Source organism: Amycolatopsis lexingtonensis, from assembly GCF_014873755.1.
Lineage (GTDB): Bacteria > Actinomycetota > Actinomycetes > Mycobacteriales > Pseudonocardiaceae > Amycolatopsis > Amycolatopsis lexingtonensis.
The window spans coordinates 241,582-262,268 of the sequence record NZ_JADBEG010000001.1 but is presented as its reverse complement, the minus strand read 5'-3'; the positions used below and the strand labels follow the sequence as shown (position 1 = coordinate 262,268).

General features: G+C 68.1%; 18 protein-coding genes. 13 read left to right on the top strand and 5 right to left on the bottom strand.

The genetic code is table 11. From position 1 onward, the window contains the following. Nucleotide 1 precedes the first annotated feature (1 nt). From H4696_RS01250 to H4696_RS01240, 3 genes are all read right to left on the bottom strand, one after another. Nucleotides 2-742, bottom strand: coding sequence for an ABC transporter permease (locus tag H4696_RS01250; RefSeq protein ID WP_158104316.1), 741 nt, complete (start codon nt 740-742; stop codon nt 2-4). A 1-nt stretch (nt 743) separates the two neighbouring features. Then, the gene (locus H4696_RS01245) at nt 744-1,649 is read right to left on the bottom strand and encodes an ABC transporter ATP-binding protein (RefSeq protein WP_086860640.1); all 906 of its coding nucleotides are present in this window, start codon (nt 1,647-1,649) and stop codon (nt 744-746) included. 243 nt (nt 1,650-1,892) lie between these two features. Continuing rightward, complete coding sequence (locus tag H4696_RS01240) at nt 1,893-2,285, bottom strand: hypothetical protein (RefSeq protein ID WP_143265104.1); 393 nt, start codon at nt 2,283-2,285, stop codon at nt 1,893-1,895. On the opposite strand from H4696_RS01240, the gene H4696_RS01235 reads away from it, so the two are divergent. The 10 genes from H4696_RS01235 (at nt 2,284) to H4696_RS01190 (ending at nt 11,868) form a co-directional block, all read left to right on the top strand. Continuing rightward, nucleotides 2,284-2,832, top strand: coding sequence for a VOC family protein (locus H4696_RS01235; protein WP_225956102.1), 549 nt, complete (start codon nt 2,284-2,286; stop codon nt 2,830-2,832). The two genes, H4696_RS01240 and H4696_RS01235, sit on opposite strands and share 2 nt — an antisense overlap. A 2-nt stretch (nt 2,833-2,834) precedes the next feature. After that, nucleotides 2,835-3,761 carry a SagB/ThcOx family dehydrogenase gene (locus tag H4696_RS01230; protein ID WP_158104315.1) on the top strand — a complete coding sequence of 309 codons (927 nt, stop codon included), beginning with the start codon at nt 2,835-2,837 and terminating at the stop codon, nt 3,759-3,761. Next, nucleotides 3,758-4,984 (top strand): coproporphyrinogen-III oxidase family protein, encoded by a 1,227-nt coding sequence (locus tag H4696_RS01225; RefSeq protein ID WP_086860620.1) that lies wholly within the window; start codon nt 3,758-3,760, stop codon nt 4,982-4,984. Before H4696_RS01230 ends, H4696_RS01225 begins: the two co-directional genes overlap by 4 nt. 21 nt (nt 4,985-5,005) lie before the next feature. Next, the gene (locus H4696_RS51075; protein WP_143265102.1) at nt 5,006-6,046 is read left to right on the top strand and encodes a TOMM precursor leader peptide-binding protein; all 1,041 of its coding nucleotides are present in this window, start codon (nt 5,006-5,008) and stop codon (nt 6,044-6,046) included. Continuing rightward, nucleotides 6,039-7,391 carry a YcaO-like family protein gene (locus tag H4696_RS01215; RefSeq protein ID WP_086860617.1) on the top strand — a complete coding sequence of 451 codons (1,353 nt, stop codon included), beginning with the start codon at nt 6,039-6,041 and terminating at the stop codon, nt 7,389-7,391. The genes H4696_RS51075 and H4696_RS01215 overlap by 8 nt, the downstream gene beginning before the upstream one ends. Then, nucleotides 7,369-8,196 (top strand): CPBP family intramembrane glutamic endopeptidase, encoded by an 828-nt coding sequence (locus H4696_RS01210; RefSeq protein ID WP_086860615.1) that lies wholly within the window; start codon nt 7,369-7,371, stop codon nt 8,194-8,196. The genes H4696_RS01215 and H4696_RS01210 overlap by 23 nt, the downstream gene beginning before the upstream one ends. Next, nucleotides 8,193-8,972, top strand: coding sequence for a CPBP family glutamic-type intramembrane protease (locus H4696_RS01205; protein ID WP_143265101.1), 780 nt, complete (start codon nt 8,193-8,195; stop codon nt 8,970-8,972). Before H4696_RS01210 ends, H4696_RS01205 begins: the two co-directional genes overlap by 4 nt. Nucleotides 8,973-8,991: 19 nt before the next feature. Beyond that, nucleotides 8,992-10,059, top strand: a complete 1,068-nt coding sequence (locus H4696_RS01200) for an LLM class flavin-dependent oxidoreductase (RefSeq protein ID WP_158104314.1) — start codon at nt 8,992-8,994, stop codon at nt 10,057-10,059. A gap of 115 nt (nt 10,060-10,174) precedes the next feature. After that, nucleotides 10,175-11,251 carry a sensor histidine kinase gene (locus H4696_RS01195; protein ID WP_086860609.1) on the top strand — a complete coding sequence of 359 codons (1,077 nt, stop codon included), beginning with the start codon at nt 10,175-10,177 and terminating at the stop codon, nt 11,249-11,251. Then, nucleotides 11,248-11,868 carry a response regulator transcription factor gene (locus tag H4696_RS01190; protein WP_086860608.1) on the top strand — a complete coding sequence of 207 codons (621 nt, stop codon included), beginning with the start codon at nt 11,248-11,250 and terminating at the stop codon, nt 11,866-11,868. The genes H4696_RS01195 and H4696_RS01190 overlap by 4 nt, the downstream gene beginning before the upstream one ends. Before the next feature lie 70 nt (nt 11,869-11,938). On the opposite strand, the gene H4696_RS01185 is transcribed toward H4696_RS01190, so the two are convergent. Together H4696_RS01185 and H4696_RS01180 are read right to left on the bottom strand one after the other, a co-directional pair. Then, complete coding sequence (locus H4696_RS01185; RefSeq protein ID WP_158104313.1) at nt 11,939-12,148, bottom strand: hypothetical protein; 210 nt, start codon at nt 12,146-12,148, stop codon at nt 11,939-11,941. Between the two features lie 1,039 nt (nt 12,149-13,187). Then, a complete protein-coding gene (locus H4696_RS01180; RefSeq protein ID WP_143265099.1) occupies nt 13,188-14,795 on the bottom strand; it encodes a lipase family protein in 1,608 nt (535 codons plus the stop codon). 184 nt (nt 14,796-14,979) lie between these two features. Here H4696_RS01180 and H4696_RS01175 point away from each other — a divergent pair, with 184 nt between their 5' ends. The 3 genes from H4696_RS01175 to H4696_RS01165 all read left to right on the top strand — a co-directional run bounded on the left by H4696_RS01175 (nt 14,980) and on the right by H4696_RS01165 (nt 20,626). Beyond that, complete coding sequence (locus H4696_RS01175) at nt 14,980-17,295, top strand: vWA domain-containing protein (RefSeq protein ID WP_086860604.1); 2,316 nt, start codon at nt 14,980-14,982, stop codon at nt 17,293-17,295. A gap of 936 nt (nt 17,296-18,231) precedes the next feature. Beyond that, nucleotides 18,232-19,395, top strand: a complete 1,164-nt coding sequence (locus H4696_RS01170; RefSeq protein WP_158104312.1) for an SAVED domain-containing protein — start codon at nt 18,232-18,234, stop codon at nt 19,393-19,395. A gap of 58 nt (nt 19,396-19,453) precedes the next feature. Then, a complete protein-coding gene (locus tag H4696_RS01165; protein WP_086860600.1) occupies nt 19,454-20,626 on the top strand; it encodes a nucleotidyltransferase domain-containing protein in 1,173 nt (390 codons plus the stop codon). Nucleotides 20,627-20,687 lie beyond the last annotated feature (61 nt).

Below are 20,687 nucleotides of genomic sequence, written 5' to 3'. Positions count from 1 at the left end.
GTCAGCCAACGGCCAGCAGCGTCGCCGGGCGGGAGCGGGACAACGCCAGTGCCGAGAGCGCCGCCAGCCAGAGGGCCAGGACCAGGAGGGGGGTGGCCGGCGAGCCGGAGACGGCCCCGGAGGCCAGCTCGACCAGCTGGTAGATCGCCCGGGTGGGCAGGTAGTCGGCGATGGCCTTCAGCACGCCGGGGAACGAGTCGATCGGGAACCAGAGGCCACCGAGCATCGCCAAGGGGAAGAACACGGCGAGCGCCAGGAACTGTGCCTTCTCGCCGGCCGCCAGCAGGCCGACGACGAGCCCGGCGGCGACGAAGACCAAGCTGGCCAGCCAGAGCGTGCCGGCGGCGGCCAGCCAGCGAACGGGTGCCAGCGAGACGTCGTTGACCATGGCGCCGATGAGGAACACGCAAGCCATTGCGGGCAGCGTGAGCAGCCACGCGGTGATCGCCTTGGCGGCCAGGTAGGACCGGCTGGTGAGCGGGGTGAGCAGCACCTGCCTGCTCCACCCGTCGCCGCGTTCCATGCCCAGCCGGATGCCGGCGCCGTTGAGCGCGCCGAAGAAAGCACCGGAGACCGACATGGCGAGCATGTAGTCGCGCGCGAAACCGGGACTGCTGGAAAGGGCGTCGCGGACGACCACGGTGAACATCAGGTAGAACGCCGCCGAAAACACCACCGAAAACACCAGGAAATAAACGCTGCGGACCAAGCACAGCGCATCTGTTCGGGCGTAGCGCAGCACGTCAGGACTCCTTCTGGAACAGCTCGACCAGCGCATCCTCCAGCGAGGCGGCGGTGACCGAGAGATCACGGACGTCGGCGATGGCCTGGTAGAGCGCGGGAAGGGTGGCATCACTGTTCGTGGAGTTGAGCACGACCTTGTCGTCGTGCACCTCCGCGGTCCGGACGCCGGGCAGGCCCTCCAGCACTTCCTGGTCGGGAACCGGGTTCGCGTGGAACGTGATCCGCTGACCGGCCATTGTGGACCGGACGGCGTTGACGGTGCCGTCGGCGACAACCAGTCCCTCGCGCAGGACCACGACCCGGTCGGCGTTCTGTTCGGCCTCTTCAAGGTAGTGCGTGGTGAACAGGACTGTGATGCCGATCCCGGCGCGCGTGGCCAACACCGACCAGAAGCGGCGGCGGGCCTCGACGTCGAGTGCGACGGTCGGCTCGTCGAGGAACAGAAACTTCGGGTCGCCCGCCAGCGCCAAGGCCAGCTTAAGGCGCTGGCGCTGCCCCCCGGACAGCGCGGACACCGAGCGCTTGGGCAGGTCCTCGAGCCCGACCTCGGCGAGCACGTCGGCGGGCTTGCGCTGCCCGCCGTAGAGGCCGGTGACGAGCTTGACCAGTTCACCGACCCGGATTTCGCGCATCAGCCCGGTTTCCTGCAGCATCGCACCGATCTCCCCGGCGTCGACGGCTGCGCGCGGCCGCTTTCCGAGCACCTGCACCTCACCCGCGGTGGGAGCCAGCAGGCCCAGCATCACGTGGGTGAGCGTCGACTTGCCCGCCCCGTTGGGGCCGAGCAGGGCGACCCGTTCGCCGTGCCGCACGTCCAGGTTCACGCCCCGCAGCGCGGTGACACGGCCGCGATCGTAGGTCACGTGGATGTCGCGTACGCGCAGGGCCGCGCCGGAGTAGGACATCAGCTGCTCCACCTTCGCCCCAGTGGGTTCTCCGATGACGACGTCCAGCCTAGGAACAGCGGATTCCATCCGATAGTGCGGGCGTGTCACCAAGATACGATGACACTTGTCACCATTGGGGCCGTGACCTCGGACAAATCTTCAGCTGCGTGGAGTATTGACCCCGACTTCGGACGCGAAGATGCTTCTAGGGCGTTCACGGGCGAACTTCGGCGCCATGCAGTCAAAAGCATGACATGGGGGTCAGAAAAATTCCAACCCGCAACCTGATATCCGCTCTTGCACGCGATCAATTTCGCAATTTCGACATACCGGAAAGGAAGGCTGATCAACCATGAAGATCGAGAGCGTGGCGGTCGTGGAGCACAGAAGCTCCGCACTCCAGCCGGGCCTGGTGGCCTCGGCCGACGCGAGCGCGTTCGGCGTCGTGGTGCCGGGTGCATCCTCCTGCTGCGCAGGCTGCACGTCGTCGTCCTGCGGCGCGGTGGTGCGACCGGTCGCCTGACCGGTCTGAGGTGACGCGGTCGCTGTCCGGGCGGAGAGCACCCGCCCGGACAGCGGCCGCGGCGCCGATTCTATCCGAGCACGCCCGCGCGAGCAGACCAGGCGCCGGCGCTCCCAAGGGGTGAAATCCATGATTCCCAAACCTGTGATCATAAACGTCCCGGTCGACGACGTCGACACGGGCATCAAATTCTACGAACAATTCCTCGGACTCACGATGGCTCGTTCGCTGTCCTATGAGGTGTCATTCCACGCACCGGTTTCGAGCGATGGAATCCTGCTCACGGTGAACAAAAGGCATTTTCCGGGCGAGGGCGTCACCGTCATGTTCCACGTCGAGGACCTCGACCGGGCGCTCGAGGACTGGAAGGCCGCCGGGGGCACCGTCGTGGCCGGTCCCTACGACCTTCCGCTGCCCCACCGGATCCGCGAGGAGTTCCGCGACCAGTTCCGCGACAGCCCGTTCTACCGGGGCGAAGCGGGAGACAGCATGGGCCGCGGGGCCAGCCTGAACGACCCGGAGGGCAACCGGCTCGGGGTGGTGGAGTTCAACCGGTGGGCGCACGCGACCTTCGCGCTCGGCGAATACGCCCGGCCGGTGACAGCCGATCAGCTCAGGGACCAGCAGATCGCGCTCGGCCGCCGGATCCCCGCCACGACACAGCTGTTCGAGAGATGACCATGACCGAACACGAAACCGGCTTCGCCCAGGTGAGCCTGGGCCTCAACGCCTACCGGCCGGTCACGCCGGACCTGCGCGCCGTGGGCGTGCGCACCCACCAGCTGCGCTTCGACAACCTCGGCGTCGACCAGAACGCGACCGCCCAACGCATCGCCGAGGAGTTCCTGCTGGCAAGCAGGTTGCGGGCGCACGACCGGGACGGTCAACTGTCCACTTCGGACTACTTCGGCGACATGATGGTCACCGTGCTGGCCCAGCTCGACGACGACCCGGTACCGCCGGGCCGCACCGTGGATCTGCCCGAGCGGCTACCGGTCACGATGCAGCTCGACGAAGCCGCACTGCGGCGGCGCAGCGTCCGCGGGTTCAGCGGCGACCCCGTGTCGCTGGCCGAGCTGGGCACCCTGCTGCGCATCGCCGACGGGGTCACCGCCGAGGCGGACGTCGAGCTGCTGCGTGGCGGGCATGAAACCTTCCGGTTCCGCACCGCCCCCAGCGGCGGCGGGCTGTACCCGATCGCCCTGCACGTCGCCGCGCTCGACGTGACCGGGCTGCCCGCCGGCCTCTACCGCTACCAGCCGGTGCGCGACCTGCTCGTCCGCGAGGGTGACCGAGGGCAAATGGACCGAGTGCTGGAGGCGTTCGACCACCCGGGCACCGCCATCGGCCTCGACACCGCCGCCGCGCTGGTGGTCATGGTGGCCACCCCGTGGCGCAGCATGCGCAAGTACGGGCCGCGCGGGTTGCGGTTCGCCCTGCACGAAGCCGGCGCGATCGCCCAGAACATGCACCTCGCCGTCACCGCATTGGGGCTGGGGTCGAGCGACTGCGCCAGCTTCCTCGACGACCCGCTGCACACGGCCCTCGGCGTGGACGGCACGATGCGCGCCGCCGTCCACTCGGTGATAGTAGGGCGGCCGGAATGAGCGCCCACGCGGACCTGCTGGTCTACCTGCACATCCCGTTCTGCCGGTCGAAGTGCCACTTCTGCGACTGGGTGACCGAGGTGCCCACCTCGGAGCTGCTGCTGCGCGAGACCGACCAGCCGCGCATCCGCCACCTCGACGCGTTGTGCTGGGAGATCGCCGAGCGCGGTGGCGCGCTGGGCGAACAGGGCTACACCCCTTCGATCCAGTACTGGGGCGGTGGCACCGCGAGCATCCTCACCACCGACGAGATCGCCCGGCTCGGGGCGGCGCTGCGCGAGGTCTTCACGTTCCGCGATCTCCAGGAATCCACCATCGAGTGCAGTCCGGACTCTCTGAGCCCGGCCAAGCTGGCGGCCTTCCGCGATGCCGGCTTCACCCGCCTCTCCAGCGGGGTGCAGTCGTTCGACCCGGCGCGCCTACGCACCCTGGGCCGCAGCCACGACGCCGGCCAGGCCCGCACTGCGGTCCGCTGGGCGGCGGAGGCCGGGTTCGACGACATCAGCATCGACCTGATCTGCGGCTTCCCCGGGCAGTCCGCGCACGAGGTGGCCGAGTCGGTGCGGGCCGCGCTGGACCTGCCGATCACCCACGTCGCGCTCTACCCGTATCGGCCCGCGCACGGCACCGTGATGCGCCGCCAGCTCGGGCGCGGCGGGCGCACCATCGATCGGGACGAGCAGCGCCGCGGCTACGCCGCCGGAGCCGAACTGCTGGTCGGCGCCGGGTTCCCGGAATACGCCATGAGCCACTTCGGCTCCCGGCAGTGCTTCTCCGACCTGACCTACTTCCAGCTGCGCTCGGACTGGGCCGGCTTCGGATCCGGAGCCACGTCCGTGGTCGGCGGCCGCTACCTGTCACACGCACGGGGCAGACTGCTGGACTACAACCGGGATCCACTGTCGTTCGAAGAGGACTACGAGCTGTCCTCCGCGGCGATCGCCCCGCGCTTGCTCTACCAGTCGCTGACCACTTTCGAGGGCGCCGAACGGGCCCGGTGGCAGGCACGCACCGGCCGGGACTTCGACGAGATCATGGCCGAACCGGCGTGCCGCTCGCTGCTGGAGTTCTTCGAGTCCGTCACCACCGTCGTCCGTGACGAGCGCGGGATCCGGCTCCCCAGCACCGAGATCGCGGACGCCTTCATCGATCTGCAGTACCTCAACGCACCCAAACAGGGCCGGGCCCAGCTGTCCGCCACCGCCGCGGCCCTCATGGGCTGAACCAGAGCAAGGAGGAAAGCCGTGTTCGGCCGTCGCAATAGTCGCACCGTCCGGATCAAGCCGACGTTTTCAGTGATCCCGCACGACGCCAACACCGTGGAGCTGCGCTCCGGGGTGTGGAACCCGCAGTCCTTCACCTTGGTCGACCACAGCGGCGGGGGCCGACTGGCCACGCTGGTCCGTGGTCTCGACGGCACCCGCGAGCGCGCGGAGCTGGCCAAGGAAGCCGGAGTCACGCGCACCGAGCTGGAGGCGCTCATCGACCACCTCGACCAGCTCTCCGTGCTCGAACGCCGCCCCTCGACCGCGCTCGACGCCTACCTGGAACGCACGGTGGGAACGACGGTCGAGGCTCCCGCCTTCCGCGAGGTGCGGGTGCTCGGTGACACATCCGTGGCCGGTCAGGTCACCACCCTGCTGGGCGGGCACGAACAGCTGTCCATCACCGGGCCGGGCGCGCACACCGAACAGCTGGAGCTGCTCGACCGGGTCTCACTGGAGGTTCTGGAGGACGGGCTTGCCTTCGAGCGGCTGGTCGAGCGGTTCGAGGACTGGCGCGGTTCCATGGTGGTCCACGCCACCGAAGCGGTGCACCCCCTGCGGCTCGCGGTGCTCAACCGGCTCGCACTGGCGCTGGGCACGCCGTGGCTGCAGTCCGCGGTGGACGGTCCGCTACTCCTGGTCGGCCCAACCTTCGTCCCGGACAGTTCGGCCTGCTTCACCTGCTTCGAGACCCGCGTGGTGATGAACCTGCGCGAAGCGGCCAGCTACCAGCGGTACAAGCAGGCACTGGCCAAGGCGCAGGAGGTCACCGGGACCGCGGCCGAAGGCCTCGGTGTGCTGACCTCGCTGGTGGCGAGCCACACCGCACTGGAGGCGGTGAACTTCGCAGTCACCGGATCGACCAGCACCGTCGGCAAGGTGCTCGGGATCTACCTGCCCTCGATGGAGGTGGCCTACTCCGAAGTGCTGCGCCTGCCCGGCTGCCCGTCCTGCGGCGCCGTGCCGGAGCGCGACGGCACGGAGCTGTACTTCGACGTGCGGCGGTGGGTCGATGCCTGAGACGCGCACCGAGTCCGGGCTGCGGCTGGTCGAGCCGCCCGACGCGCAGACCGCCCGGCTGCGCGCCCGGATGCACTCCCCCCTGTGCGGGCTGATGCCCCAGCTCGGATTCCTGGCCCGTGCTCCGCTGGCGCCGCGGATGATCGTCTCCGGTGGCGACCTGACCGGCGTGCACGTCCTGCGTGACCAGCCCAAACCCCAACTGGGCAGCTACCACATCGGCGGGTACGGAGTCCGGCCCTTCGAGTCGTACATCCGCACCTTGGGCGAAGTCTGCGAGCGCTACGCCGGATTCGTCGCGCCGGTGAGCGGCCGCCACCCGGTGCGCTTCTGCACCGCAGCCGACCTCGGCGGCGAACCGCACTTCCCGGTCGAAACCCACCGCCTCTACACCGCGGAGCAGTTCGCGTCGGGTGCGTTCCCCTTCTCCCCCGCCGACCGGAGTTCGCCGCTCGGCTGGTCGCGGATGGTGGATCTGCGCACCGGGGCGGACACGTGGGTGCCCGCCCAGCTCACCACTGTCGGCTACGTCGTGCGTGACGTCGAAGGCGAGCGGTGGCTGCAGCCGGCGGTCACCACTGGAACCGCCGCCCACACCGACCCCGACCGGGCGGCGCTGGGCTCACTACAGGAGATGGCGCAGATCGACGCGGCGATCGGCCACTGGTACGGCCGCACCCGTTCGGTGCGGCTGCGTCGCGACACCCGCACGGCGGCGCTGTGGCGGCTGGTCGGCAGGCATTGCCACCCGCTGGGCGGTCAGCCGGAATTCCACCTGCTGCCCAGCCCGGACCTGCCCGGGTTCACCATCGCCTGCCTGCTCCGCGAACCCGAGCGACGGCTACCGGCCGTCGTCGTCGGCCTCGGTGTGGACGGAGCGCTGGAGCCGGCCATGTACAAGGCTTTCCTGGAGGCGGCGGGAGTGCGCGCGCTCGCCACCTGGGCGGCGGTGCGGGATGGCGTGGACGGCCGGGCGGCGGCCGAGGACGGGATCTTCGATCTCGAAAGCAATGTCGTCCTGGCCGCCACCCCGCGCGGCTCGGAGGCCGTCGAAGCCCGGTACGGCGACTCCGACGAAGCCGCTCCCGGCGACTTGCCGCCGGACGCCGAGGCGTCCCCCGGCGAACAAGCCCGGGCTCTGGTAAGTGCGTTCCACGCGACCGGCAAGCGCCTGTTCGCCGCGGACCTCACCACGACGGACATCGCCTGCCTCGGGTTCGTGGTGAGCCGGTTCTGGAGTCCGGACCTGCTCACCCTGCCGCTGCCGAGCGCCCCGGCCGCGGCGCACCCGCGGTTCGCCGCCTACAGGGGCTTCGCCCGCCATGACCCGCATCCCTTCCCCTGACGGCCTGCCGATCCCGGCCGACACCCGCGTTCTCCTGCTGGCGACGGTCGTGGTGCTCGGGAGTGCGGGCGTCACCCTGGCCGCACACGTGCACACCCGCTGGCCGGCTCTGCGCCGGTTCCCGATGCTGGGACTGCACTGCACGGCCGGGTCGGTGGTGGTGCTCGGCGGGTTGGCCCTGACCGGACCGTCGATCCTCGCGCCGGCCGGCCTGTCCTGGTGGCGGTTGGCGCTCGGGGCGGTGCTCGGCCCCGGGCTGGGTCTGCTGATCGTGCCGGTGGATCGGCGGATCACGGCCTGGTGGGGCGTGCGGTCCGAACACACGGTCCGGGAACGGCGGTCGCTGGAGCTGCGCTCGGCCAAGGCTCGCCCGGCCGGGATCGCGGCCGGTTCGGCCGCCGCCCGCACTCGTCGCACCGGCCTCATCGAGGCTCGCAACGACTTCGCCCCCACCGCGTCGGACCTGCGGGTGCAGCTGTGGCTGCTGGTGGCTGTCGCGGTCGTAGAAGAGCTGATGTTCCGCGGGGTGCTGGTGGCGCTCGGCCGGCAAGCCACGGGGACGTTCCTCGTGGTGCTGTGCGTTCTGGGAGCACAGCTGGCGTTCGCGGTGTCTCACGTGTTCTTCGGGTGGGGACAGGTGCTGGCGAAGCTGCCTTTGGCCGCACTGACGACGATCGCGGTCCTGGCGACCGGGACGGTGCTCCCCGCCGTCGTTGCCCACGTCCTGTTCAACGTCTCCGTCTGGCGCTACCACCGCGCCACACCGCGGGTGACCCCCGCCGGCCAGGGGAGGTGGGCGGCGTGACTCCGGTGGCGGTCCGGGTCCTCGTGCTCGTCGCGGTGGTCATCGGCTACTACTGGCTGGGCAAGACCGCGCTGTTCAAGGCAGCGGGCACCCTGGCCAAGCGGACACGGGCGAAGGCCGGGAAACTGGACGTCGCGCAGCGGACCGCCGTGCTGGAGTTGGCCGCCGCCGGCCTCAGCCATGTGCTGCTGGTCGTGCTACTGGTCCTGGTGACCGGGGTCGGCCCGGGTGTCGTCCTCTCCGGAGCCGATCGGCCGGACCTGCTGGCTCTCGGCGCCCTGTTGGGCGTCGGAGAGCTGGCGCTCGGGTCGCTGCTCTGCCGGGCGGTCATCGAAGTGTCCCTAGCCGCCAGGCTCCCGGCGCGGACCGGAGCACACCTCGGGAGCACCGAGGACGAGCAGGGCACCGGGCTGCGCTCATGGCTCGGCCGTTCCCGTGGCGGGTGGATCCGCCACCACCTGGTCACGCTCAAGGTGCTGCCGTTGCCGGTGGCCGTCCTGCTCACCGGCACCCAGGTGGCCTCCGAGGAGACGGTGTTCCGGGCGATTGCGCTGACCTGGCTGCGCGACGCCGGGCCCGCCGTCGCCCTGAGCACCTCCATCGCCCTGTTCGTGGTGATGCAGGCCTTCTTCATGTCCTCCTGGCAGGCAGCACTGTTCCCGGTCGTCGGGGGCGTCGTCATGGGGATCGTGCACGGATTGGTGTTCTGGGCGGTCCCGGCGGTCGCGCCGCTGGTGGTCGCTCATGTCGTGTTTTTCTTCTTCGCGGTCCTCTGACCGCTCGCGGAGGTGTGCCATGCAACACGGGCTGTCGTACCTGCCGGACGCTCGGGAAACGGACCTGCCCGCCCCGGACTACTTCCGGATGCTCCTGGAGCTCAGCGCCCTGGGCGACCAGGCCGGGCTGAGCCACGTCAAGATCACCGAGCACTACCTGCGTCACTACGGTGGGTACTGCCCGAGCCCGCTGGCCTTCCTTTCGGCGGTCGCCGCCCGCACGGACCGGATCCGGCTGCTGACCGGCTGCCTGCTGCCCGTCTTCCACCACCCAGTCCAGCTGGCCTCGGAGACGGCGATGGTCGACGCGATGAGCGGCGGCCGGCTCGACGTCGGTTTCGCCCGCGCCTACCTGCCCTACGAGTTCGAGACCTTCGGCGTGCCCATGGACGGCAGCCGCAACCGCTTCGTCGACACCGTCACCGCCGTGTGCGAGCTGTGGACCCGAGAGGGGGTCAGCGCCGCCACCCCGCACTTCGCCTTCCGCGACGCCACGACCCTGCCACGGCCGGTACAGCGACCGCACCCACCGGTGTGGATAGCGGCGGTCCGGTCGCGGTCGAGCTTCGCCTGGGCCGGCGAACGGGGCTTCGGCCTGCTGGTCACCCCGGCGCTGACTCCGCTCGAGGAGATGGCCGACCACATCGCGGTCTACCGGGAGAGCCACCTGGCCGCCGGGCACGACCACCGGCCTCGGGTGCTGGCCAGCCTTCCGCTCTTCGTGGCTGATACGACGGCTCGTGCCCGCGAAGTCGCGGATCCGCTGTTGCGCCACTACCTCGCCGTGTGGGCAGCATCGGCGGCGGCGTGGGGCACGACCGTTTCCACCGACTACCGGGGGTACACCGGGATGGAACGCGCCATCCGGGCGATGACCCCGGAGCGGTTCCGGACTACCGGCAGCGCCGTTGTCGGCGACCCCGCGGAGGTGGTGGACCGGGTACACGCGATCGCCGAGGTGCTCGACGTCGACGGCTTCCTGTGGCAGGTGGACTTCGGCGCGGTGGACCCGGTCACCGCACGCGGCAGCGTGGTCCGGTTCTGCGAACAGGTCCTCCCGTCGGTCGCGGGGGTGCCGGTGCCCTGAACGAGACCCCATCTACGCAGGTGACCACGCCTTGTCACCTTGCTGACCTGTACTACCTCCTCCTGCGCTGCGTATCGTTTCCGGTGTGGGGAGCGCGGGGAACGGAGACCGGCCGTTGCGGTGGCTGGCCGCCGCAAGGCTGGCCGCCGTGCTGTCCACCGCGACCGTGGCGGACCCGGTGATCGGGGCGATCACCTCCTTGGGCTGGTCGTCTCCGCGGACTCTGGTCGGAGTGCCGCTGGCGCTGGTGGTCGCGGCGTGCACCGCGAGCGTCTGCTGGGTCTCCATCCCGCCGCCACAGCGGGCCGCGGCCCCGGTGGCCCTCGGCGGCGTGGTGATCGGATCGATCGCGCTGACCCCGGTGCTGACCGACAGGTGGCTGTACACCGCTCCGTTCTTCCTGCTGTCCGGACTGCTGCTCTCGTTGCGTGGTCCGGCCAGGCCGGCGGCCGCCGCCGCCGTGTTCGCCGGCGTGTTCGTCGCTGCCCGGGTGCAGGGGCACGACCTGCCCAGGACGGGTGAATTCGCGCTGATGCTCGCCGGGTTCGCGGTCGTCCTGACCGGAGTGATCGGCGTGCTCCGCGTCTACGTCGACCTGCATACGGCCCAGGACGACGTACGACGGCTCGCCGGCGACGCAGAGCGGCTGCGGTTGGCCGCCGAACTGCACGATAGCCTCAGCCACGACCTGGTGCGCATCGCGCTGAACTGCGACGTCGCTGCCGCCCGGCTGCCGGCCGAGGCGGACGGGGACGTGCGCTCGGCACTGGCTGCTGCGTCCGCCGACGCACGCGACGCCCTGCGCGGAGTTCGTGAGGTGATCAACGGCGACCAGCGCGCCGACATCCACGACGAACTGCGTGCGGGAGCGGGGCTGCTGCACGCCAGGGGGATCGAGATGGTGCTGCTCGGCCAGCCGCCAGCCGGCGTCGAGGTGCTGCGGTGGGTGGTCCGTGAGGGGCTCACCAACGTGGTGAAGCACTCCGTCGGTGCGCACCTCTGCCAGATACGGTTCGCGAACACAGCGAGCCACCATGAGGTGCGCATCGAGGATAACGGTACCGGCGGCTCCGTCCCTTCCGAAGGCGCGGGACTGACGGGGTTGCGCCGCAGGGTCGAGTCCGCGGGTGGCTCCCTCGACTTCGGCTCTCGCCGTTCGGGCACCACACTGACTGTGCGGCTGCCGGCATGAGCGTCCGGATCCTCTTGGCGGAAGACGACGCGCTCGTCCGGGATGCGTTCACCATGCTTCTCGGCCTGCAGCCCGAACTCCACATCGTCGGGTCGGTGGCCACCTGCGCCGAAGCGGTGACCGAGACCGCCAGGCTGCGCCCGGACGTGCTGCTCGTGGACCGGGTGCTGTCGCCCACCCCGGCCTTCGCCGACGGGATCGAGGTGATCCGGCACGTCACGCGGACCCATCCGGACGTCAAGGCGATAGTGCTCACCGCGCAGGGTGATGCGGCGCAACTGCGCCGGGCGCTCGACGCCGGAGCGGCCGGGTTCCTGCAAAAGTCGGTCACGGTCGAACAACTGCGTGACGCCATCGTTTCCGTCATGCGCGGGGAACCTGCCCTCGACCACGATTTGTCCGTGCTCGCGCTGGTTCACGAGCGCAGTCCGCTCACCCCTCGGGAGGCGCACGTGCTCACCGCAACGCTGCGCTTTGCGAGCGTGGCCGAGATGGCTTCGTCGATGGCGCTGTCGCCCGGCACGGTGCGCAACTACCTGTCCAGGGCCATCGCCAAGACCGGAACCAGCAACCGGCACCTGGCGGCCAAGCTGGCGCGCGACCGCGGCTGGATCTGAGCCGCCGGCTCGCGCGACCGCCGCGGTCTCAAGCGCCGGCGACGGGCAGACCCCGGCCGACCTTCAACCGTCACCCGCAACTTCCAGCCGCCGCAGAGCTGAGATCTTCCGGCGCGAGGGCTATCACGTCGCGACCGGCAAGACCTCCGCCGAGCAGTACGGCGTACCCCAGATCCGCAAGCGCGCATTCCTCATCGCCCGCCTCGACCGCGAGGTCTCCGTCCCGGAGCCGACGCACCGGCCGTACAAGCACGGTGTCGGCAAGCACGAGGGCGACCAAGACCTCCTCCCGTGGCTGAGCATGGCCGATGCATCGGCTGGGGAACGGCCTACCGGCCCTTATCCGACCATCGCGTCGCGCATCACCGGGGCCCAGGACCAGACCGGGAGAAGCTCCACGGTCCCGGCGCCCAAACCGATCACGTACTGACACCGACACGCCCTCGCACTCTGTGCTCTACAACACACTTAGGGCGTCCCTCGCGTGACCCATTTCGTGACCCGAAACCGTGTTCAGCCGTGTGAATTGTGGCGTCATGCGACACAACCCTGAGGCTATAGTTGCTGGTAGAGGCCTTAGTCGGCACCGTCACCCACTCTCCTAAAGTAGGTGTCCCAAGTTCGAAACTGCCCGGGTCGAGGGCGCCTACGATGACCGCACTACGCCAGCACCGACTCCTCAATACCACAATGGTACCCACTACCAGTCCGGTCTGACCTGGACCGCTTTCAGCAGTAGCGCATAAGAGTCATTACGCGGCACCAAGCCGTCCCCTCCAGGCCCCACGGCCAGCCAGGCAAGCAGCGCGGCGAACGTCCGCTCACGCCGAGAAGCGGATGGCCGAAGCGACGTACGGATGCTCACTGTCGCAGTTGAGGGACAACGGCGCGATCAGTCGGCATGCTCGTGATCGCTGTAGTCGGCGTGAATCCTCGTCGACGTTACCGCCATCGATCGAGCGCAACGCCTCGAATGGCGTACGACCCGTTGCCTCCCCCAGGGCCGTGACAGCTGATGCCGCCAGCGCGGCCAGGCTCCACGCTGCCATCACCACGTCCCACGGACGGCGGCGTCGGTGAAGTTCTAGTCATCCGCGTCCTCGTCAGCAAGGTACGCAGCCACCTCTTGCACCGCAGCACGGCGCGATGCCCGTTCCCTTCGTCGGCGTTGGTGGCCGACGTCGTGGAGACGGCGAAAGGTCGGCCGGCACTGCTGGTCACGCACTGGCTCACGGAGTTCGCGGCCCTGCACGCTAATTGCTCTAGACGCCCCGGCCTGATTGCCGCTCTCCGGATCACGACTGTCACTACGCCTGACATCACGGACCGGTCTCCTCTGCGACTGAGTACTCCCACGGCATCCGGTTCACGTGCTCATCGAGCCATCGGCCCGAATCCAGACCGATCGCTTCGAGCAGTGCTCGCGTGGCCCCGGCCTTCTCGTCGCCTGCCGGTCGGCGCCAATAGGCCGTGTGCGCCAACGGTGTCCGGCGGCGGACCCAGGGTGACGTCGTCACCGAGACGTCCTTGATCCCGCAGCCCAGAACCGACGCCAGCGGACCACCGATCGGATCCCCGAAGACCAGCCATCGCGCCGGAAAGTACAGGTTCGTCCAGCGCACCACCGCGAATGGCGCTCCGGATGTCAGCACCTTGATCGACCGCACGTGCCCGTCCACGAGGTACTTCTCGTCCATGGTGAGCTCGTCGCCAGCGCACCGAGGCGGGCACACCGGCAGTTCGAACTGGGCGATTCGAGTACGTAGCTCATACGGCGACCGGGCCATCAACGTATCCGCATAGGTCAACGGACTGCCCACGGTGACTAGATCCGTGATGAGCCAAGGTTGACCCAACCGGCGGTACTCGCACCAGAGATCACGTTGCGCCTTCCGGTAGCCGTCCGACTCGCCCTGCGTGGCGATCGGTTTGCCGAGCCAACCGGTGAACTCCTTCCGAGCAGCTTGCCGGACAACCAGCGGCCGACCGTGGGACCGGTGCACCTCCAGCCAGTACCGGCAGATCAGGTCATAGCCGATCACACTGCCCAAGGAATGTCCCACGATGACGATCCGATCGTACCTCCCTTCCGTGTGCAGCCTGCGCAGCAACGACATCCCACTGTCGCGGATGGACTGACGGACGGCGATGTTGTCAGGTGCGTCGTCGAAATACCGGGCCGCGTCACCGAGAGTCGAGATGATCACCGCGTTCACCGCGGCGCCGCCGACCGACAACAGAAGGCCGACCCAGCCGATCTTCGCGAGACCCGCCACATCGGAAAAAAGCCGGCTCACCCCGTCGACACCCACAGCGATGACCAGCAGCACAGCGGCGATCACCAACGTGAGGAGCACACCGTAGGAGAGGTAGAAAACCGGGCGCAGCCGACGGCTGATGTCGGCCGGCCGGCGCAGCATCAACGAACGGAGCCACGCGGTAATGTGCCTAAGCTTCGTCCCGGGAACCTTGTCCGCCCAGTAGAGCTCGAAGATGTCCGTGCGAGGTCGATGGTGCGTGCGCCGCAACTGATGTCGCCGCAGTTCGTACGACCGGGAAACCCGGTCCGGTTTGCTCCACATCTCACCGGGGCTGACTAGCGCGTCCGTGAACCGCCTGAGGGTCGCCATCGGTCGCTGGCTCCCGATCCCGTGGACGACCACAACGGCCTGTCTCGCACGGCGACGCTTGCGCACCTCGTCGATCAGGTATTCGGCTCCGGTCAGGACGGCGGACCACCCCTCGGCCGCGGCGCCGTCGCCACCCTGAGCGGTCACGACGAGTTCGCTGCCTTTGCGGTCGGCTCGGATTGCCAGAGAGGCCCGTTCACCTCCGGGGAAACATACCTGGAAGACGGCACCCGGCCCGACACCCTCGATTCGCCCCGACACACTCCCTTTGCGGGGAAAAGGCGCACCGACTTCCATGCCTGGATGGGACGGATCAGCGAGCCAGCGTCGCATTCCAACTCGGGTGCTCAGCACCTGCCACGCCGCCTCCGCTGGGACGTCGAGTCCGCGGCGCGCGACGTACGCCCCTTCATCCGCCACCATGCGGCCCTCCAGCTGCACTCACCGGTACCGAGGACAAAAACAAGGCTATCATCGCTCCATGAGCGACGAACAGATTCGCGAAGAATTGGCCATTTTAGTCGTCGAGGCTCTGGAATTAGGCACCGGCAAGAACGAACGGGACGTTATTGACGACCTGTTCTCGGCGTTCGGGATGACGTTCGCCGCCCTGGACCGCAGGGTCCCACGGCAAACGCCCAACCGGGCCGCTTTTCTCCGGAAGGCGGCCGCGGAACAGTTGGCCGACGCCGCACCTACAGCGGGCGCTCTGCTCAACGAAGTCATGCGCTGCGGTGGCCGCTTCGTCGCCATGATCGACGAGATCTACCGTTACCTGACTCGCTATTCCGCGACGACCAGCGGGACGAATGAAACCTTCCGGCTCCAGCGAGCCGACGTGGACGAGCAACAACTGGTCATCAGCCCGGAGTTCATCGAGCGGATACGAAAACTTGAGCAACGCCTCACGACTTTCGAAATCGGCCGCATCGACCACGATGCGCTGCGATCGTTCACCGTGGTCGACAACGGTGCCTTCTACGGAAGCTGGCCGATCAGTTCGAGTAGCGGAATCCGGCTCCTGGATGGTCTGCTAGCACTTGCCTGGATCCGGCCCGAGGTCGCCTCTCGCATGGCCGGTGACGACGCCCACCTTGAACCTGCCCTCGCCCCAGCGGGCTGGGAAAGCGCTGCCGATGCCCTGGCAGCCGCCACCGCGGCCGGGGAACGGCTGGTCTCGGTCGCCCGGTGGGTCGTCCGAATCCACCTTGCCCACATCGATCTCCTGCCGACGGACACCCCCAACCTTACCAACGAACTGTTCCTCACCGATCGGCCGGACGACGTTGCCCGACGGGTCGAATTGGAGGTCGAGCGCTACCGGACCTCGCGGGTGATCACCACCGAAGCGGAGCCGGCCTCGGTCACGGACGTCGAAAGCCGCCTCGACCTGGGCCTCGATTATGACTTGCAGCCGGTTGCCCTGGAGGCAACAAATCGTCATGGGACGGCGGTGGGTGCCCTGGCCGGCTTCGTCGCGCAATGGCACCGCGGCCGGTCGAGACCCCGCTCTCGTCAACAGCTCGAGCCTGAGTTCGCCGATCCGGCTGCTCTCACCGCCTGGCTTGCCACGCTGGCCGACGCGGCCCGCGAAGCAGCCGACTGGCTGGCTTCGGAGGTCTTCCGCCCGACCGGAACCGCTGACGTAACTGAATTCCTGGAGTCCTTCGAAGAATTCCTCAATCTCCCGCTTTGGCGCCAGAGGGACCTGCTCTACGAGGTATGGGTGCTCTGCACCACCATCGACGTTTGCGAACAAGGTGGCTGGGTGCCGCACCTGGTCGGTGCTCCCGGACCAGACGGGGTGTGGGTGCTGTCGCAAGGAGCCGCGGACGAACCGGCCTGCCGCCTAAAGCACCGAAGGGAGCCGCGCCTGACCTTGGACGTGTGGCACGAGCCCCGGTGCCGCACTGCGGACGGCGAGCTGACACCGGACGTCACCGTGTCGACCCCGCGGCCGCACCGCCGGGAACTGGTCGTCGTCGAGGCCAAGGACCGCATCAAGATGCCGCACGGCAGCCACCCTGGTGAGACCCGCTCTTCGACCGCCCTGGGCGTCGCCGACCGCTATGCGACGGGCCTGCGACCGGAGGTGACCTGGGTCGTCAACCACTGCGACTACCGCCAGGAAAGTGATCCCGACTCCGAATACGGCAACGCGTGGGCGCGAGTCCGCCTCGCCGAGCAGTTCCGGCCGGGCAACGTTCCCGAGGCTTTCTCGAACACCATCCGGGAAGTGATCACCCCGCCGGGCCGCACCATGCACGCACCGCCCCCCGGCCTCGTCCTTGTCGTGGATCGGACGAAGAGCATGGCAGGCCGGCTCCTTCGGGCGCAGGAATCACTGCTCGACGGCGTGCTCGACGCTGCCTACGACGAATTTCGTGTCATCGCCTACGCCGACCACGCCGGTAACGAACCCTTCCTCCTCTGTTCGCTCGGACCGTTTCCCGCCCTCGCCGATGCTCTCAACGCTGCGGAGGACCTGCCGCTGGGGAACGGCTGGGACATCGAAGAAGCTCTCGAAGACGCGATGCGGCGTTGTCGGGAGCTCGTCACCGACATCGGCCCGCAATCGGTCCTTGTGCTGACGGACGCTCCGGCGCACGCCGCTCGAGATTGCCCATACCGTATCGACGCACAGCAGGAGACGCAGGCCCTGCTCGACCTCGGCTGCCGCGTACTCGTCGCCGACGACTGGCTGACGCGGACTGATCCGGGCTGGGCCAGAGTCCCCGAGTTCGCCCTGCTGCCGTTGGCCTCGATCGTGGCACAGACCCGGCCGAGACCCACCTGAACCCGGGCCGTCCGGCGAGTGATCGCCGGACGGCTTCTGTGTGTGGCACTCACCGGGCCGGCCCACCCTCCTCTCCGCCAACAACCTCGCCGCCGACCTCAGCAACCTGGGCGAGCCGCAACCGATACACGTTGGGAACGACGACACCCCCAAGTCCCAGTAAGTAGCCGTTTACTCGTGCCCGTCGCGTGCGCGACGAGCACGACACGCACGGGCCCTCGACCGATTTTTCTGTGACGTCAGACGTGACGCGAAACAGGGTCAACTAGCGGGGCTACAGGTGCGCGCAGCGACACTCATGAGGACATAGTTGCAGGTAGAGGCCATAGTCGCTGCCGCCGACCACCCTCCTCAGGTCGGTGTTGCAGGTTCGAATCCTGCCTGGGGACACACAGTTGACCAACTATTTCCAGCTATCGCAGGGTAACCGGACACGAGGGATGGTGGGTCCGGATGTTGGCGAGGACCTTCACCTGGGCACAGAGACCGTTCGCACTGGTGTCGACGACCGCGATGTCGCAGTTCATCGTGTACTGGCTGTAGCCGCCCTGCGTGGGCACCTCCGCGCGGGCACGCCCTGATCCAGGGACGATTCCACGGCCTCCGCCGGTACCGCGAGGGCGGGGATCGCGCCTGTCATCACCGTCTACGTGCTGATCCTCGCCGAGGCCGGGCCGCTGTTCACTCGGCTGTCAGCGACACCTCCGCCATCGTATCGCCGCACGCCCGCAACGCCATCCGCCCTACACAGTTACCTATACCGACCTCGTTCCATCGGGCAGCCGGCCGGTCGCGTCCGAAATTGTCGGTGGTGTCGTGCAGACTTGTGCCGACAGTAAAGGCAAGTAGCGCTTGGAGGCCGACATGATGACCGCCCGGCCCCGGAAGCGCTCCTCGTCGACGCGCGTTGTAGGCCCCCACGGCGAGACCCGCACCGTGAGCGAGGCCATTGCTCGCTATGTGTGGACGGCCGCGGGCGGTCGGTGCACAATCTGCAACCGCTACCTGCTGGCCGAGGAGTGGACCGGACAGGACGTGTCCGTCGGCCAGCTAGCGCATATTGTCGGCTGGTCGACCGCGTCGGGTTCTCCACGCGGTGACGCCGACCTACCTCCGAACCAGCGGAACACCCCCGAAAACCTGATGTTGCTCTGCTATGACCAGCACCACGTCGTCGACACTCTGAGCCTGTGGGACATCTACGACACCGAGACCTTGCGCAGGCTCAAGCGCACGCACGAGCGTCAAATCAAGAGCCTGACCGGGCTCCGTGAGAGCAACCGGACGACGGTGCTGCGTGTCGTCAGCACCTTGCACGGCAAAGCCGTCGAAGTCAGCAGGCAGAGCATCAACAAGGCGCTCCTGGCCAGGGATAAGTTTCCAGACTGGACGCTGCTCAATGGCGCGGACGAGTTCGAGGTCGACCTCCGCCGACTACCTGGCGAGGTGGAGAGCGCGCCCGAGTTCTGGATCATGGCGCGTGCGCAGCTGGAGCATCAGCTCGCTTCCCTGCGCAACCACGTTCACCGCGAGGCCGTGGACAGCGTGTCCGTGTTCGCCGTCGCGCGGATCCCGATCCTAGTGGTCCTGGGCACGATGCTCGACGAGACTGTGAAGACCGAGCTGTACCCGAAGCGCCGCGACGGTGTGGAGTCCTGGGGCTGGGACGACACGGCGGACCCGGTGGAGTTCACCTACACGGCCAAATGCACTGGCACCGTCATGGCGAAGGTCGCCGTCGTGTTCTCGGTGTCGGGGTCGATCGACTTCGACCGTCTCCCGGCGGAAATCGACGAGGCGTACACAGTGTACGAGCTCCGGCCGGTCGAGCTTCCCGTCGTGGAGCTAATCAAGACCCAACGATGCCTGGACGACTTTTCCCAGTGCTGGCGCCACCTGTTGTCCACAATCGAGGCTGATCATCCTGGCGCGTCCGAGATTTCGATCTTCCCGGCCGTACCCGCGACGGCGGCGGTGTCCATCGGCAGACACCTGATGCATGCGGCTCATCCCCCGCTGCGGATCTTCGACCGGCTCGGAGACGGCACATATCAGTACACGATCACCACCCGATCAGCTGACGGCCGCGGTCCCAGCTGAACCTTTCGGGGTCCTGAGCGTCCCCACTTCATCCCTTTGTCCGAACGGAGCAATCGCCATGCCGCCTCCCGTCGAGGAGACGATCTCCCTACTCTTCACCGGCGCCGCTGACATCCTCGACATCCCGCCGAAACTCCATTCCGTTGCGGTCGAGCGGTACGAGGACGTCGGCAACTTCCTGGTGCTCAGCGGCGGCGCGGAGTGGTCCGTGTATCCGCAAGGTTCCTTCCGGATCGGGACCGTTATCAAGCCGCCCACGTCGAACACCGAGTACGACATCGACCTGGTGTGTCACAAGGACGTCTCGAAGGACGACACCACGAAAGATGAGCTGAAGACCGAGGTCGGGGAACTGCTCCAAGCCTACGACGGCTTTAAGACGGAAGAAGGCAATGGGGACGGCCCGGCATTGTGCGTTGCAGGCCGCCGCGCATGGACGTTGACCTACCCCGACCTGGGCTTTCACCTAGACGTGCTCCCGGCAATTCCGGACGACGAGCGGCCGCCGACCAGTATCAGGCTCACTGACACGAACAGCCACTTCTGGCAGTACAGCAACCCCAAAGGCTACTCCGACTGGTTCCAGGGACGCTCGGAGGAGCTGCACCGGAAACTGCAGGTCAAGGCCCGCGCCGCAGGTGTCGCGATGGTACCGATGTGGACGGAAAGGTCCACGCTGCAGCGGATGGTGCAGGTGTTCAAGTGGCACTGCTACCGCTACTTCGCCAAGGACATCGGTGACCGCCCGCCCTCGGTTCTGATCACCACGTTGGCCGCGTGGGCCTACCAAGGAGAAGAGGATCTCTTCACGGCGGCCATCAACGCGGTGAATGACATGCCGGCGCACATCGAGAATCGCGACGGCAAGTGGTGGGTTCCTAACCCAGCGCACAGGCTCGAGAACTTTGCCGACAAGTGGAACGAGCCCAACGAGCGACGGGAGAAGTTCCACTCGTGGCTGGGCAGCCTGCGCCAAACTCTTACCGAAGCCACGCGATCAACCCGACGCGACACAGCCAGCGTTATCGGCAGCCTCGGCGGCGCCTTCGATGAAGGACTGTTGCTGAAGTCCGCGCAGCGCATGGGACTCGAGAACAAGAATCCGAACGTCATTGCGGCAGCGCGCACCGCATCCGCCGGACTGGCAGTGACGACTGCCGCATCAGGCAAGTCGACCGGCCGGTTCGGCGAGGTTCCTGCCGTACGCACACGCTCGGGCCGCGCCGGCTGACCGCGCCATGAGTCGCCGGAAAGGAGATCGGACTACCTACACCCGGGGCCAGCAGGATGCC